This window comes from Pseudomonas sp. Marseille-Q8238, from assembly GCF_965111915.1.
In genome coordinates this window covers 3,091,664-3,107,258 of sequence record NZ_CBCOPI010000001.1, presented here as the reverse complement: position 1 = coordinate 3,107,258, position 15,595 = coordinate 3,091,664, and the positions used below count along the sequence as shown (strand labels likewise).

General features: G+C 53.6%; 15 protein-coding genes and 1 pseudogene. 12 read left to right on the top strand and 4 right to left on the bottom strand.

Features of this window, described 5'->3' with window-relative positions; translation table 11 throughout:
- The first annotated feature begins 50 nt into the window (after positions 1-50).
- The 8 genes from ACWPW0_RS14475 to pdxJ all read left to right on the top strand — a co-directional run bounded on the left by ACWPW0_RS14475 (position 51) and on the right by pdxJ (position 7,789).
- Positions 51-1,469: a DegQ family serine endoprotease gene (locus ACWPW0_RS14475; RefSeq protein ID WP_447592496.1), complete on the top strand. Its 1,419-nt coding sequence runs from the start codon at positions 51-53 to the stop codon at positions 1,467-1,469.
- Positions 1,470-1,620: 151 nt separating this feature from the next.
- Entirely contained in the window at positions 1,621-3,420 is a 1,800-nt protein-coding gene (lepA, locus tag ACWPW0_RS14470; protein WP_447592495.1) for a translation elongation factor 4, read from the top strand.
- A gap of 5 nt (positions 3,421-3,425) precedes the next feature.
- On the top strand, positions 3,426-4,280 hold the full coding sequence (lepB, locus tag ACWPW0_RS14465) for a signal peptidase I (protein WP_454255653.1): 855 nt from the start codon (positions 3,426-3,428) through the stop codon (positions 4,278-4,280).
- Between the two features lie 109 nt (positions 4,281-4,389).
- Positions 4,390-4,767 (top strand): DUF4845 domain-containing protein, encoded by a 378-nt coding sequence (locus ACWPW0_RS14460; protein ID WP_447592492.1) that lies wholly within the window; start codon positions 4,390-4,392, stop codon positions 4,765-4,767.
- On the top strand, positions 4,764-5,453 hold the full coding sequence (rnc, locus tag ACWPW0_RS14455) for a ribonuclease III (RefSeq protein ID WP_447592490.1): 690 nt from the start codon (positions 4,764-4,766) through the stop codon (positions 5,451-5,453). The genes ACWPW0_RS14460 and rnc overlap by 4 nt, the downstream gene beginning before the upstream one ends.
- Positions 5,446-6,348, top strand: a complete 903-nt coding sequence (era, locus tag ACWPW0_RS14450; protein ID WP_447592488.1) for a GTPase Era — start codon at positions 5,446-5,448, stop codon at positions 6,346-6,348. Before rnc ends, era begins: the two co-directional genes overlap by 8 nt.
- Positions 6,349-7,050 carry a DNA repair protein RecO gene (gene recO, locus ACWPW0_RS14445; RefSeq protein ID WP_454255652.1) on the top strand — a complete coding sequence of 234 codons (702 nt, stop codon included), beginning with the start codon at positions 6,349-6,351 and terminating at the stop codon, positions 7,048-7,050. It begins immediately after the preceding gene.
- Positions 7,043-7,789 (top strand): pyridoxine 5'-phosphate synthase, encoded by a 747-nt coding sequence (gene pdxJ / locus ACWPW0_RS14440; RefSeq protein ID WP_447592484.1) that lies wholly within the window; start codon positions 7,043-7,045, stop codon positions 7,787-7,789. Before recO ends, pdxJ begins: the two co-directional genes overlap by 8 nt.
- A gap of 1 nt (position 7,790) precedes the next feature.
- Here the strand turns inward: pdxJ and ACWPW0_RS14435 are convergent, their stop codons facing one another.
- From ACWPW0_RS14435 to ACWPW0_RS14420, 4 genes and pseudogenes are all read right to left on the bottom strand, one after another.
- Entirely contained in the window at positions 7,791-8,900 is a 1,110-nt protein-coding gene (locus ACWPW0_RS14435; RefSeq protein WP_454255651.1) for a GGDEF domain-containing protein, read from the bottom strand.
- 70 nt (positions 8,901-8,970) lie between these two features.
- Complete coding sequence (locus ACWPW0_RS14430) at positions 8,971-9,150, bottom strand: hypothetical protein (protein WP_447592480.1); 180 nt, start codon at positions 9,148-9,150, stop codon at positions 8,971-8,973.
- Positions 9,151-9,249: 99 nt separating this feature from the next.
- Positions 9,250-9,459 carry a cold-shock protein gene (locus tag ACWPW0_RS14425; protein ID WP_160490324.1) on the bottom strand — a complete coding sequence of 70 codons (210 nt, stop codon included), beginning with the start codon at positions 9,457-9,459 and terminating at the stop codon, positions 9,250-9,252.
- A gap of 217 nt (positions 9,460-9,676) precedes the next feature.
- Positions 9,677-10,150, bottom strand: a pseudogene (locus ACWPW0_RS14420) (endonuclease); the annotation flags it as partial.
- Between the two features lie 93 nt (positions 10,151-10,243).
- On the opposite strand from ACWPW0_RS14420, the gene ACWPW0_RS14415 reads away from it, so the two are divergent.
- The 4 genes from ACWPW0_RS14415 to ACWPW0_RS14400 all read left to right on the top strand — a co-directional run bounded on the left by ACWPW0_RS14415 (position 10,244) and on the right by ACWPW0_RS14400 (position 15,321).
- Positions 10,244-11,383: a tyrosine-type recombinase/integrase gene (locus ACWPW0_RS14415; protein WP_003154870.1), complete on the top strand. Its 1,140-nt coding sequence runs from the start codon at positions 10,244-10,246 to the stop codon at positions 11,381-11,383.
- 2 nt (positions 11,384-11,385) lie between these two features.
- On the top strand, positions 11,386-13,047 hold the full coding sequence (locus ACWPW0_RS14410) for a hypothetical protein (protein ID WP_071534604.1): 1,662 nt from the start codon (positions 11,386-11,388) through the stop codon (positions 13,045-13,047).
- 251 nt (positions 13,048-13,298) lie between these two features.
- The gene (locus ACWPW0_RS14405; protein ID WP_169309832.1) at positions 13,299-14,921 is read left to right on the top strand and encodes a tyrosine-type recombinase/integrase; all 1,623 of its coding nucleotides are present in this window, start codon (positions 13,299-13,301) and stop codon (positions 14,919-14,921) included.
- The gene (locus ACWPW0_RS14400; RefSeq protein ID WP_034082648.1) at positions 14,914-15,321 is read left to right on the top strand and encodes a hypothetical protein; all 408 of its coding nucleotides are present in this window, start codon (positions 14,914-14,916) and stop codon (positions 15,319-15,321) included. Before ACWPW0_RS14405 ends, ACWPW0_RS14400 begins: the two co-directional genes overlap by 8 nt.
- The last annotated feature ends 274 nt before the right edge of the window (positions 15,322-15,595 follow it).

Below are 15,595 nucleotides of genomic sequence, written 5' to 3'. Positions count from 1 at the left end.
GACAGGGCGGCCTGTAAATCTGTTTCCGGTGTGGATGGGAGCTGTAGCCGATGCTTAATCTGAAAACCTCGTTGTCCGGCTTGTTTGCTCTGTTGTTGATGAGCCAGGTCGCCGTTGCAAGGGCTGAATTGCCCGATTTCACGGATCTGGTCGAGGCCGCCTCGCCGGCTGTGGTCAACATCAGTACACGACAGAACCTACCGCCGCGAGCGGTTGCCAGCCAGGGGCAGATTCCTGACCTGGAAGGTCTGCCGCCGATGTTTCGCGAGTTTTTCGAGCGCAATCTACCCCAGGCCCCGCGCAATCCAGGTCGGCAGCGCGAAGCGCAATCGCTGGGTTCCGGGTTCATCATTTCAGACGATGGCTATGTGTTGACCAACAACCATGTGGTCGCCGATGCCGATGAAATCATCGTGCGCCTGTCGGACCGTAGCGAGCTGAAGGCCAAATTGATCGGTGCCGATGCACGCACCGACGTGGCCTTGTTGAAGGTTGAGGGTAAGAACCTGCCGACCGTCAAGCTGGGCAAGTCCGAGGCGCTCAAGGTGGGTGCCTGGGTGCTGGCAATCGGCTCGCCATTCGGCTTCGACCACTCGGTAACAGCCGGCATCGTCAGTGCCAAGGGGCGCAGTCTGCCGAACGAGAATTATGTGCCGTTCATTCAGACCGATGTGGCCATCAACCCGGGTAACTCCGGTGGGCCGCTGTTCAATCTGGATGGAGAGGTGATTGGTATCAACTCGCAGATATTCACCCGCTCGGGCGGTTTCATGGGCTTGTCTTTCGCCATTCCGATCGATGTTGCAATGGATGTCGCCAATCAGCTAAAAACCGCTGGCAAGGTCAGTCGTGGCTGGCTGGGTGTGGTGATTCAGGAAGTGAACAAAGACCTGGCTGAGTCGTTTGGCCTGGATAAGCCGGCCGGTGCCTTGGTTGCCCAGGTGTTGGAAGAAGGGCCTGCCGCCAAGGGCGGGCTGCAAGTAGGCGACGTTATTCTGAATATGAATGGCCAGCCGATTGTCATGTCTGCCGATCTGCCGCATTTGGTTGGTGGGCTCAAACCCGGCACTCAGGTCACGCTGGATGTGGTACGTGAAGGTGAGCGTAAACGCTTGCAGCTGACCATCGGTGCGCTTCCGGAAGATGGCGAGGAAGTGGCGGCCGGTGCCGATACCGCGACCGAACGTAGCAGTAATCGTCTGGGTGTAGCCGTTGCAGACCTGACCGGCGAGCAGAAAAAAGCGCTGGATCTGCGGGGCGGTGTAGTGATCAAAGAGGTTCAGGATGGGCCGGCTGCGTTGATTGGTCTGCGTCCGGGGGATGTCATCACCCACCTGAATAATCAGGCTATCGACTCCAGCAAGACATTTGCCACTGTTGCCCAGAAACTGCCGAAGGATCGTTCGGTCTCCATGCGCGTGTTGCGTCAGGGGCGTGCCAGCTTCATTACCTTCAAACTGGCTGAGTAACAGGCATTGAGCGGGGAAAAGGGCGGCCTTGACCGCCCTTTTTTCTGGGTGGCAATCGGCAGCTCCGCGTGACTGCAAGCCTGGCGTTCGGGTAGAATGCCCGGCTATTTTCGGCGGGCAGCCTGCCTGCGGCTTTTTTGAGTGTCGACCTGTGAGTGACCTGAGTCATATCCGCAATTTCTCCATCATCGCCCATATCGACCACGGCAAGTCGACCCTGGCTGACCGCTTCATTCAGATGTGTGGCGGCCTGTCCGAGCGCGAAATGGAGGCCCAGGTTCTGGATTCCATGGATCTGGAGCGCGAGCGCGGCATTACCATCAAGGCCCACAGCGTTACCCTGCACTACAAGGCACGGGACGGTAAGACCTACCAACTGAACTTCATCGATACCCCCGGGCACGTCGACTTCACCTACGAGGTCAGCCGTTCCCTGGCGGCCTGTGAGGGCGCGTTGCTGGTGGTCGATGCGGGGCAGGGTGTCGAGGCGCAGTCCGTTGCCAACTGCTACACCGCCATCGAGCAGGGCCTTGAGGTCATGCCGGTGCTGAACAAGATGGATCTGCCTCAGGCCGAGCCGGAGCGGGTGAAAGAAGAGATCGAGCACATCATCGGTATCGATGCCACGGATGCCGTCGCCTGCAGTGCCAAGAGCGGCATGGGCGTAGATGAAGTGCTGGAGCGCTTGGTAGCGGTGATTCCGCCACCTACGGGCGATATCGATGCACCGTTGCAGGCGCTGATCATCGATTCCTGGTTCGATAACTACCTTGGTGTCGTGTCGCTGGTGCGTGTGCGTCAGGGCCGCATCAAGAAGGGTGACAAGGTGCTGGTCAAGTCGACCGGCAAGATTCATCAGGTCGACAGCGTGGGTGTGTTTACACCTAAGCACACCGCTACCGAAGACCTGAAGGCCGGGGAAGTGGGTTTCATCATTGCCGGCATCAAGGACATTCACGGGGCGCCAGTGGGCGATACCCTGACGCTGTCCAGCACTCCTGACGTCGACATGCTGCCAGGCTTCAAGCGCGTCAAGCCGCAGGTCTATGCCGGCTTGTTCCCGGTCAGCTCCGACGATTTCGAGGATTTTCGCGAGGCCTTGCAGAAGCTGACGCTCAATGATGCGGCGCTGCAATACGAGCCGGAAAGCTCCGAGGCCCTGGGTTTTGGTTTCCGCATTGGTTTCCTTGGCATGCTGCACATGGAAATCATCCAGGAACGCCTGGAGCGCGAGTACGACCTGGACCTGATCACCACCGCGCCGACCGTAGTGTTCGAAGTGGTGATGAAAAATGGTGAAACGCTTTACGTCGATAACCCGTCCAAGCTTCCGGACCTGGCATCGATCGAAGACATGCGTGAGCCCATCGTGCGCGCCAATATCCTGGTGCCGCAGGAGCATCTGGGTAACGTCATCACCCTGTGCATCGAAAAGCGTGGCGTACAGCGCGACATGCAATTCCTCAGCAGCCAGGTTCAGGTTTGCTATGACTTGCCGATGAATGAAGTGGTGTTGGATTTCTTCGATCGCCTGAAATCGGTTAGCCGTGGCTATGCCTCGCTGGATTACAGTTTCGACCGTTTCCAGAGCGCCAATCTGGTCAAGCTGGATGTGTTGATCAACGGCGAGAAAGTTGATGCATTGGCACTTATCGTTCACCGCGACAGGGCACACTACAAAGGCCGTGCGCTGACCGAGAAGATGAAAGAACTGATTCCGCGCCAGATGTTCGATGTGGCAATTCAGGCGGCTATCGGTGGGCAGATTGTGGCGCGTACCACCGTGAAGGCGCTTAGGAAGAACGTGCTGGCCAAGTGTTACGGCGGCGATGTAAGCCGTAAACGCAAGCTGCTGGAAAAGCAGAAGGCTGGTAAGAAGAGGATGAAGCAGGTAGGCAGTGTGGAGATTCCTCAGGAAGCCTTCCTGGCCGTGCTCAAAGTGGATAGCTGATAACCATGTCGTTCAATTTTCCCCTGATTCTGGTCATCGCCGTTGCGGTATGCGGCTTTCTAGCCCTGGTTGATCTGCTTCTGCTGGCGCCGCGTCGGCGTGCGGCGATGGCTGCCTATGAGGGGCAGGTGACTGAGCCGGATCAGCAGGTGCTGCAGAAGTTGAACAAGGAGCCGTTGCTGGTCGAGTACGGCAAATCGTTCTTTCCCGTCCTGGCGATCGTGCTGGTTCTGCGCTCCTTTCTGCTCGAGCCCTTCCAGATTCCGTCAGGGTCGATGAAGCCCACGCTGGATATCGGTGACTTCATCCTGGTCAACAAGTTCGCCTATGGCATCCGCTTGCCGGTGATCGACACCAAGGTCATCGAGGTCGGTAATCCGCAGCGTGGCGATGTGATGGTATTCCGTTATCCGAGTGATCCGGACATCAACTACATCAAGCGGGTCATCGGCTTGCCGGGTGATCGCATTCGCTACACCAGCGATAAGCACCTGTTGGTCAATGACCAGCTCGTTGCCGAGCAACTGGTTGGCGAAGAGCCCGGCAGCCTGGGCAGTGCGGTGCTGTACAAAGAGAAGCTTGGCGAGGTGGAGCACCTGATTCGCAAGGAGCTGCAGCGCAATCGCCGTGAGCCCGGCGATGAGTGGCAGGTGCCGGAAGGTCACTACTTCATGATGGGTGACAACCGCGATAACTCCAATGACAGCCGCTACTGGAATGACAAGCGCATTCCGAAAGAGCTGCTGGGCATGGTCCCGGACCGTAACATCGTCGGGAAGGCATTCGCTGTGTGGATGAGCTGGCCTGAGCCGAAGCTGGGCCACCTGCCGAATTTCTCCCGAGTCGGTCTGATTCACTGATAACTCGGCCTGCTACGCCGACACTGTTCAAGTTGTCGGCGTCGGCCTATATATAAGGCCATACCCCACGATCTGCGGGTATTACAAAATAATAGGGATGGGGATCACCATGACATTTGCACGTTCGCAAAAGGGTTTGTCGTTGCTGGGTTGGCTGGTCGTACTGGCTGTTGTCGCCTTCTTCGCTAGCATGACCTTCAAGATGTTGCCGCATTACCTCGATTTCATGTCTCTGGAGAAAAGCATCGTTTCCGTGGAAAAGGATCGGGCTTCAGAGGTGCGTACGGTTCGTGATTTCTACAACCACATCAGCAAATCGATGCAGGTCAACAGCATCCGTGATCTGGTGCTGGAAGACGCAGTAACCATCACGCTCGAAAATGGCGTATTTCTCGTACACCTGAATTACGAGCGCCGTGAACCACTGATCGAAAATCTCGATCTGGTGGCCCGATTCGACAAAGAATTTCGTGTGCGGACTCAGTGACAGTATCTTTAGCTCGTCTCGAGCGTAAGCTCGGTTACACCTTCAAAGACCAGGACCTCATGCTCCTGGCACTGACCCATCGCAGTTTTGCCGGGCGCAATAACGAGCGGATGGAGTTCCTCGGTGACGCGATCCTCAATTTTGTGGCCGGGGAGGCGTTGTTCGAGCGTTTCCCTCAGGCCCGTGAGGGGCAGTTGTCCCGTTTGCGTGCCAGGCTGGTCAAGGGTGAGACCCTGGCCATTCTGGCGCGTGGTTTCGATCTGGGTGAGTACTTGCGCCTGGGCTCCGGTGAGTTGAAGAGCGGTGGTTTTCGCCGAGAGTCGATTCTCGCCGATGCGCTCGAAGCCCTGATCGGGGCCATCTATCTGGATGCGGGCATGGATGTGGCGCGTGAGCGCGTACTGGCCTGGCTCGATAATGAATTGGAAGGCCTGACCCTGGTCGATACCAACAAGGACCCGAAAACTCGCTTGCAGGAGTTCCTGCAGTCGCGCGCTGTCGATCTGCCCCGCTATGAGGTGGTGGATATTCAGGGCGAACCGCATTGCCGGACCTTTTTTGTGCAATGCGAAGTCGCCTTGCTGAATGACAAGTCCCAGGGGCACGGCGCTAGCCGGCGCATTGCCGAGCAGGTGGCTGCCGCCGCCGCATTGGTGGCCTTGGGCGTGGAGAATGGCCATGACTGATTCACCGGTAGCCCGTTGCGGTTACGTCGCCATCGTTGGCCGGCCCAATGTGGGCAAGTCGACCCTGCTCAATCACATCCTCGGGCAGAAGCTGGCGATCACCTCGCGCAAGCCGCAGACCACCCGGCACAACATGCTGGGCATCAAGACCGAGGGTGAGGTTCAGGCCATCTACGTCGACACGCCCGGTTTGCACAAGAACAGTGACAAGGCGCTCAACCGTTACATGAACAAGACCGCTTCGGCGGCATTGAAAGATGTCGACGTGGTGATCTTCGTGGTTGATCGCACGCGCTGGACCGATGAGGATCAGATGGTCCTCGAGCGTATCCAGTACGTGCAGGGCCCGGTAATTCTGGCGATCAACAAGACCGATCGGGTCGAAGACAAGACCGAGCTGATGCCGCACCTGGCCTGGCTGCAGGAGCAACTGCCCAAGGCGGAGATCGTGCCGATTTCTGCACAACAGGGACACAACCTCGAGGCGCTGGAGCAGCTCGTTGCATCGTTCCTTCCAGAGGGCGAGCATTTCTTCCCGGAAGACCAGATTACAGACCGCTCCAGTCGTTTCCTTGCTGCGGAACTGGTGCGCGAGAAAATCATGCGTCAGCTCGGTGCCGAACTGCCTTACCAGATCACCGTGGAAATCGAAGAGTTCAAGCAGGAAGGCCGTATCCTGCATATCCACGCTCTGATTCTGGTCGAGCGTGATGGGCAGAAGAAAATCATCATTGGCGACAAGGGCGAGCGCATCAAGCGCATTGGTCAGGAGGCGCGCAAGGACATGGAGGTGTTGTTCGACTCCAAGGTCATGCTCAACCTCTGGGTCAAGGTGAAGGGCGGTTGGTCCGATGACGAACGGGCCCTGCGTTCCTTGGGCTACAACGACATCTGATTGATGCAGGCCAGCGCGCAACCGGCCTATGTCCTGCACAGTCGTGCCTACCGCGAGAGCAGTGCGTTGCTCGATATCCTCACCCCCACCGGCCGCATGCGCGCCGTTCTGCGTGGGGCGCGGGGTAAGGCAGGCACGCTGGCGCGGCCGTTCATTCCGCTGGAAATCGAATTCCGCGGGCGCGGCGAGCTGAAGAATGTCGCGCGCCTGGAGGCGGCCGGCATTCCCAATCTGCTTTCTGGTTCGGCATTATTCAGTGGGCTCTATCTCAATGAGTTGCTGATTCGCCTGTTGCCGGCCGAAGATCCCCATCCCATCTTGTTCGAGCACTACGCCCTGACGCTGCAGGCGTTGGCTCGTAATCCGCCATTGGAGCCCTTGCTGCGCGCATTCGAGTGGCGCCTGCTGGATGAGCTCGGCTATGGTTTCGCCCTGGCAACCGATATGCACGGTCAACCTGTCAGTGCGCAAGGGTTGTATCGTCTGCAACCGGATGCCGGCCTGGAAGCGGTTGCGCACCTGCAGCCAGGTCTGTTTCAAGGCGCTGATTTGCTGGCCATGGCTGATGCCGACTGGTCATCGGCAGGCGCTCTGGCGGCGGCCAAGCGCCTGATGCGTCAGGCGCTTGCCCCTCATCTTGGCGGCCGACCGTTGGTCAGCCGTGAATTGTTCATGAACCTCAAGGAACCTAGTCGTGACTGAAGCCAATCGCATTCTGCTCGGGGTGAATATCGATCACGTGGCCACGCTGCGTCAGGCGCGCGGTACGCGCTATCCCGATCCGGTCAAGGCGGCACTGGATGCCGAGGAGGCGGGTGCGGATGGCATCACCGTGCACCTGCGCGAAGACCGTCGGCATATTCAGGAGCGCGATGTGATCCTGCTCAAGGATGTGCTGCAGACGCGGATGAACTTCGAGATGGGGGTGACCGAATCGATGCTGGCGTTCGCCGAAAGCATTCGCCCGGCTCATGTTTGCCTGGTGCCGGAGACGCGTCAGGAACTGACCACCGAGGGAGGGTTGGAAGTAGCTGGGCAGGAGGGGCGCATTCGTGCGGCAGTCGAGCGTCTGAGTCGTATTGGTTGCGAGGTGTCGTTGTTCATCGATGCCGACGAGAAGCAGATCGAAGCCTCCCGCCGTGTTGGTGCGCCTGCCATCGAATTGCATACCGGGCGTTATGCCGACGCGCAGACGCCGGCGGAAACCGCCATCGAACTGGCACGCATTCGTGACGGCATCGCTTGCGGCCTGGCCCATGGTCTTATCGTCAATGCCGGCCACGGGCTGCACTATCACAACGTCGAGCCGGTGGCGGCGATTGCGGGTGTACATGAGTTGAATATCGGCCATGCCATCGTGGCCCATGCGTTGTTCGTGGGCTTCAAGGCCGCTGTGGCGGAAATGAAACAGTTGATCGTTGCGGCGGCTGCGCGCGGCTGAGTCAGGCGCCATGTGATGCCGGGCCTTCGGTAGTCGGCGGGGCGGGCGGTTCATCGATGATGCTCCTGTCCCGGCCCGCGCTCTTGGCCTGGTACAGGCATTGGTCTGCACGTTGTAGCCAGCTTGCCCAAGTTTCACCGGGGCGCAGTATGGCGCCGCCCATCGAGGTCGTGACAGGGCCTGCAGGGCCTTTCAGGGCGTTGCGGACCTGCTTCTGCAGGTTGGCAGCTGCTGCCTCCAGGCCGGCTGCGTCGGTATCGGGCAGCAACAACAGGAATTCCTCACCGCCGAAGCGGAATAAGCGATCCTCCTTGCGGGCGCTATTCCTGATCAGCTCGACGAAGTCGATCAGAACCTGGTCTCCAGCCGGATGGCCGAATTCGTCGTTGATCCGCTTGAAGTGGTCGAGGTCCATGACCAGCACGCCATAGCTGGTGCCACGACGTCTTTTGCTGGACACCGCGATCTTCAGTTCATCGTTCATGGCCCTGCGATTGCGGGCGCCGGTGAGCGGGTCGTGGATGGCGAGAATCTGCAACTGATCGCGTTGATGGCGAGTGCGGTAAGCGAAGATGAAGGTCAGCACCCCGGCCATCAGGTTGGTGACCAGGAAAGACACCATTTGGTAGTGACTGTCGAAGACGCTGCCGGGCACCCAGAACGCGTAGCCAACCAGGCTGCCCAGGACGAGCAGGGTGGCGATGATGGCCTTGCCGGGGGAAACCATGAAGAAGTTGAACAGGATCAGCGGGTAGATCCAGAACAGGCCATTGACGCCCAGGTTGATGACGATGAGCGTGGCGGCTATGGAGAATACGCTGGCCAGGTAGATGCCGGGTTTCACCGTATCTCCTGTGCGCCAGGCATACAGCACGGCAAAGATCGTTGAAGAGACAATGACGGTGTCGGAGATGCCGACAAGGATGTTGCCGTTCAGTAAGCGGTAGATGGCATAGGGGGTAATGCCGAGGACACCGAACAGTCCCATCAGGGTGATGATGGAGAGCTGAAAGTCTTTTCTGAGTCGCTTGAGCATCAGCGCGAATCCCTGACCCATGGCATTTCTTATCGTTCTGGTGACAAGAATGCAGAGCTTTGTCAGGGCGGGCAAGGGGAAACAGGAGCAAAGTGCTCAACGTGGCCGAAAGCCGCCGAGGCGGCTTTTATTTCTGGCCCGGGAATTACTTCTTGCTGATGGTGATGTGCCGGCTCGGGGTGAGCGATTGTCCGCTGACGCCTTTGGCAATCTGCTGGATTTCGCCGCCGGACTTCAGGAAGGCTGCGACCTGGGCTTCTAGGGATTCGTGGGTTTCCATCGCCGGTTGTGGCTTGGGTTTCTGGCTGGATCCTTTGACGCGCATGGTGGCCCCCTTGAGGAGTCTGTGCCGCATGTGCGGCGGGTAAAAATAGCAGGGATAAAAAAACCGGCCCGTGGGCCGGTTCTTTTTACGAGCCCGTGATTAGATCACTTGGACGTCGTCAGCCTGCATGCCTTTCTGGCCTTTTACAGCCACGAAAGAGACCTTTTGGCCTTCTTGCAGGCTTTTGAAGCCAGCGCTCTGGATCGAGCGGTAGTGTACAAACAGATCAGCGCCGCTTTCTGGAGTGATGAAGCCGAAGCCTTTCTCATCGTTGAACCACTTGACGGTGCCAGTTTGACGTTCGGACATGGGATGTCTCCTTGAACAAAGTGAACACGGCGCTGGAACAGCCCAGGCCATGACTGAGTGCAAAGAGTAAAGAAACCGATGGAAGGTTGGATCGAGATCTAAACAGGTCGATTTGCGGTGACACATGCAGCACAGTCCGACCACCTTACAGGGGAACCGCCGGTTCGCCTAGTGATTTCTTCTGTAAATACCAGAGTGTAACCACCGTGCAGGCGCTTCAGCGCGAGCTCTTGGGGCAACTGCCCAGGTCAATCTTGCCTACGTAGGGGTTGCTCCATCCCATCACGCAGCCGATGAGCTGGTTACGCTGGCGCTCCCAACGGTCTACCGGGTACTGCTTGTGCCAGACCTCGAACAGGCGCAGGTCCTGTTTGGAAAGGCGCAGGCCGTAGCGATCACGCATGTAGAAGTAGGTTCTGGCGATCATGCCGCGCACTTGCGCGCGGGGCATTACCTTGCGTGCCTTGAAGTCCACGACCGTCTTGCAGGCGCCGTATTGGTCCGCTTTCTGTGGCAGCCAGGCGTAGCTGTAGTTGCTGCGATCACCATTGATCTCGCCAATGCTGGGAACCAGGTTGAACAGGTCCGCCTCGGCGCGTTGGTAGACCTTGTCGTTGCTGCTGCAGTTGCGGCGGCCGCCCTGTTGCCAGCAGCGGCGCTGATGACCGATCACCCAGGCTGGCACGATGTGAAATGTGCCCTTTAAATAGTTACAAATTTCCTTGTCGTAGGAGTCTGGGGCGTCTACCGTGACTCATATTGCAAGCTTTATGGGGCGGGTGAGATGGAGTTGGTCTTCGCAGATGAGGGGTTCAAAATAAACGGGGTTAGCTACCCTGGATTTCCTATCATCCTAACAGCAGAACTACGGTCAATTCCCGAGGTAAGCGCCTTCTTGATTTACCGCTGCCTTCACAGGGGGCGAGTTGAAAGTAAACATACATGGGCCTCATACGGGCAAGCCCTTTACGACTATTTAGGTTTTCTAAATGCTGCCAATCGAGACTGGAGAAATGTTGGTTTTTTTGAGCTGGGCTCGAGCCCACTGGCTGCATACCGTGACTGGTCGATGCGTAGTTGCGGGCTTAGCGAAAACACCATAAATCTTAGACTGCGAGTTGTTTGCTCTTTCTATAACTATGCAAGGCGCCAAGGTTGGATAGAGAGGGTTCCATATGATGTTGAAACAGTAAGGGTCGCAGTCCATTCTGTATTTTTGGCTCATGTGGATGTAACTGGAGGATATGTCGCTTCTCCCGATATACTAGTGAAGGGGAAGAGAACAGCAATAAAAGTTTTAACTAAAGAGCAGGTTAGAATTTTTTTAAATTCCATAAGTTGTTCTACTCAAAAGCTTATTGCACGACTAGCCCTAAGCAGTGGGTTGAGGAAGGAAGAGCTCCTTACATTTCCAAGCTCCTATATATTTGATCCCGCTCAAATATCTAAAGGCAGTTCTCACTTTAGAGTTTTCTGTAGTCCAAAGGATATGGAGCTCAAGGGGAATAAGGCGCGGGAGATTGACATCCCTCGCTCGCTTATGGCCGCGCTCTGGCAGTACAAAATTCATGAGCGTAATCGGAGTATGCAGACCTCATGTGTAGAGTCAATTCCGTTGTTTCTATCTAGGTATGGTGTGCCTTACAGTCCTAAAGGCCAGAGTCTAAACCATATGTGGAAAGATCTGGGGCTTCCTTTCACAGTCACTCCTCATATGCTCCGCCATACCTATGCGACGCATACACTCCATGACATGCGCAGGCGTAAGAGTGTTATAGATCCGTTGCTATATGTGCGGGATAGGCTCGGCCACTCCAGTGTGGCTACTACGCAGAGGTACTTGCACTTAATTTCTATGATCGAAGATGATGTTATGGGAGATTATCAAGAATTTATTGATTCTGTCTGCGTTGGAAGAATATGAATATGGCGCGCAAAGATTTTTCTTCTGCTGCTCTGGTGATAGATAAAGGCTCATCTAACCACATCATCGCGGATCATCTGTCAAAGACCATTAATTTTGTTCCGGAGAGTTATGTTATTAATTTTCCGGAAAGTCCGTTGACAGTGCGGAAATTGGATTTCGGACGATATTATGGTGTAGGGTGTGATGAGGTTACCTATTATTGCCATAAAGTCATCGAAGTGCTGCTCGGGTCTGCTATAGCTTCGCAAGGTAAGACTAAGTCCGTGGCGAGTATTATTACTTATGCAAAGCGCGTTTCGAGAAGCTTTTTATGCTATTGCTCATTTATGTCAATGGCTATGAAGGGTGAGATAGGTTTGCGACATATTGATAGGGGGTTTGTTGCATCTTTTATTAGATATCTCGAGGCCTCTGGTGCTGGATATACAACTCAGAAAAATATTTACACCTGTTGTAAGTCAGTGCTTGGCGAGTTGGTAAGGTGTGGGTTACTTTCAAGTGATATATTTCCTCCTAATCCTTACCCGCACTCCAATAGGAGGAAAAGTAGTGAAAAAGCTTTTTCAAAGAAAGAGTTTACACAAGTTATTAATGCTTTGAAAAGAGAGGTGATTGCAGTAAAGGAGGCGTCTGGTCCTATTTTGGCGGAGGGCTTGGCCTTTTGTGCGGTTGCAATAGTAGCTCGTACTGGATTGAATCTTACGCCTTTAATCGAACTTTCCATGGGGTGTTTGCTTCCTCATCCGCTTAGGCGTGATCGTAGTATTTTGATTACTTATAAGCGCCGCGCTCATAAAGTGAACTATCAGTCAGTTAGTAGTGGCGCTGTGTCAACGCTGGATGATGAAGTAGATACCCTGAGTGTGGTGCTGCCCGATATTTCCGCTATTATAAAAATGGTCGCAGAAAGGAATGACTCTATAAGGAGTAGGGGGGAGTGGAAAGATAGGCTATTCGTTCGTGAGCGCCCCTTAAAGAATCCTGATGAAAGAACTCCTGCACCTATAACTATTAATACTATTAATCGAGCTTTGGAGGCGCTGGTAGTTCGTCATGAGTTGATTTCTGATAATGGTGATAGACTGGTTGTTAATGTGTCTAGATTAAGGAAGACCTTTGCCAATAAAATATGGGAGCTCTCAGGTAATGATCCTTTTTTAACTGCAATGTTGGCTGGAAATACTCCAAAAGTCCTCTTGGATAGTTATTTGGAAGCGCCGGCTGATGCTGAGAAAAATTGGGCGTTGATGGGGGAGGTTCGTAATAAAGAACTTCTCGAAAATGATCATGCCGATCTTGGTATTATTCCGGTAAAAGAGGTAAATACTGCTGTGGCCCGTTGCAAGGATACCGTTAACGGGCACAGGGCTCCCAAGAATGGGAGTCATTGTGTGGAGTTCTTAAACTGCTTTCGCTGCAGCTCTTTCGTAGTGACTGCGGATGACCTGCATAGATTATTAAGCTTCTATTGGTTGTTGGTTCGTGAGCGCGGGCGAATCGGTGCAAAAAATTGGGTGAGGTTATATAGGCATATAATTAAAATTATTGACGAAAAAATCTTGCCTAAATTTGATAAGTCCACTGTCGTGGCTGCTAGGGAAAAAGCTAGGCAGAATCCTCATCCATTTTGGAAAGATCCTGAAATTTTGGGGTTGGCATAATGATTTTGGCTAAGGGTGTTAGCTATTATCAACAAGAAGCACTGAGAAAGGCTCGTGAAGGTCACACGCACCTGCCTATAGCAGTCACCGCTACACGGCTAGGGGACGGGACATACAAAGTCTTAAGTTACCTCGCGGATGACGTTTGGCGATTCCCAAACGCGATTTTTCCACCTGGGACTGCTGACCACGATAAATGCATTCGGTTCGGTAAGATTCCAGAGCGTTGGCGCTCAGTTCTGAAAATAGTTATGCTTGAATACTATTTAAACGGCATAGAGGGCCGGGTGCGACCAGTCGGATCTTCGTTAATTTCTTTTTTCAAAAACGTATCATTATTTTTGAAGTTTGCTGGTGCTTATGTCGAGTGCTTGTCTGAAATTTCAGAATTTCTGTGTATGCAGTATGTTAATTATTTAAAAAATAGTAGCAGTAGATCTGGTAATAAGTTTTCTAAGTCCTATCTTTGTACGCGATTGAGCTCGGTGCACACACTGCATCTGCTCAGTAAAGTTACTACTACTCCCATGGTGCACCCTTGGCCTGAAAGTAGCGCGACTGAGTTGTCAGGCGCAAATCGTGCTCACTGGGCCCAATCAAAGACCTTGCCAATTCCAGATAACAAGCTCGCGGAAATTTTTCGTGCGGCTGTATCACGTCTAGAGCGCGCAGACGAGACATTAGCGCTTGCGGAAATGGTTTCCGAATGGCAAGCCCAATATTCCTATTCTGGCACTGTAAACGCAAAACTTGCGGCTACGGGATACCGGGGTGGCATTTTAGGGTTGAGACTTGAGAAAAATCTCCTGCTAGATGCCTGCAGTATCGTCATTCTTCTAACGAGCGGTATAAGAGTTTCAGAGCTCATGAGCTTAAAAGTAGGCGCTCACTACGTACGTGATGGGGAAGATGGTACTAAGTTTTACTGGATGTCTGGAGTATCCACAAAGACCAAAGAGGGTAAGGTAGATTGGCTAGTCACAAAGCTTACCCATGAAGCGCTAGACGTTGCGGGGAAGGTCACCGCAGAGATTCGTGCCGAGCTAAATGATAGATACAGTTTGGCTAAGTCGGCAAGTAATCTGATAGAGATGCATGATTATGAAGCGCATCTCGATTCTTTGTTCCTTGGGTGGGGAGGGCATGCACATAAACTCCAAGTTTTTGCTGCACAAACCATTAGGGCAAGATTAAAGCGGTTTATGCTGGCTCATAATATTGACTGGGAGGTCGCACCACACCAATTTAGAAGGACGTTCGCTCGATATGTGGCTCGCAGTCAACTCGGTGATGTTCGTTATCTTCGTGATCATTTCAAACATTGGACGCTGGATATGACTGCGATATATGCAGAGGATCAAGTTAGAGATAAAGAGCTGTTTGATGAAATCTATGTTGCAATGCGTCACGAAAAGATGCTGGTGCTTGAAAGTGTTTTTGAAGAAGATGCATTGGTTTCTGGTGGTTTGGCAGAGACCATTCGTATTTTTCGATCCTCTGATGAGGCGATTCGGACGTACAAAAGCCGCCGTGAAATGGTTCAGTTTGTATCGGAGGTTGTGCATCTGAGAAGTACTGGTATTGCATGGTGTACTGCAGATAGTACGGGCTGCTCCGGTGGCAGTGTATTGGATAAAACTCGATGCGGTGATTGCTCGAAAAGTCTTATCGATGAATCGCGGCTGCCACATTGGGTAGGCATATATGCTCAAATGTTGGAGCTTAAAGCTATCGCTAATGACTGTGGTCCAGGTGCGGGTGCACGAATTGACAGCGATATTCGACGGTGTGAAGTCGTCCTTCAAGAGCTTGGAGCTGATATTGAGGAGCTTAAGCTCGGTGTTTTACTTGAAGGGGGGCTTCGTCATGCATAAAGAAGATCGAATATCGGGAACCGAAAAAAAGTTGCTAGATGCTTTAAAGCGAATCCAGCACGGACGTACGAGGATAGTAGAATCTAGTAGAAAGTTGTCTATTGCCTCGGTTGCCGAAGAGGCAGGTATGAGTCGTGCAACAATCCATAATCGCTATCCCCGTGTTGCCGAAGAAATTCGTACTGCTCTCGGTCAGGGGCATCGAGAAAAGATTGTCAAAGGACTGGAGGCTCAGCGAGAGATGCGCGATATAATCAAGGCGCTCCGTATAGAAATTAATGGATTGAAAGCTATGAAGGTTAAACTCGTGTCTATCAACGAAAGTCTCGAAGCAGAACTGAGGATGCTTCGAGCTATTGTCGACTCAAAAAATGTCAAAGCGTTGAAGTCCAGAGGTTGAGTGTGACTATTTCAGGGCGAGCTATGGCAGTGGCTTAGTCCGGTTATGCCAGAGTTCTAGCATCAAAATTCCCTAGTCAAAATCATAATGAAGTGCTCCTTCGTAAGCAGCTGTTAGAGATTTTGTTTGGCATGGATGCAGTTGTTTGCGAAGAACCTCTTCCGCCGATTCTGTTGGAAAAGTTGGTTTTTGAGATGGCAGCTTTGGACGGTTAAAAAAATACATTAGATTTCGGTGCCTCTACGAAAAAATAAGTTTTGAGCGAACCAGATTT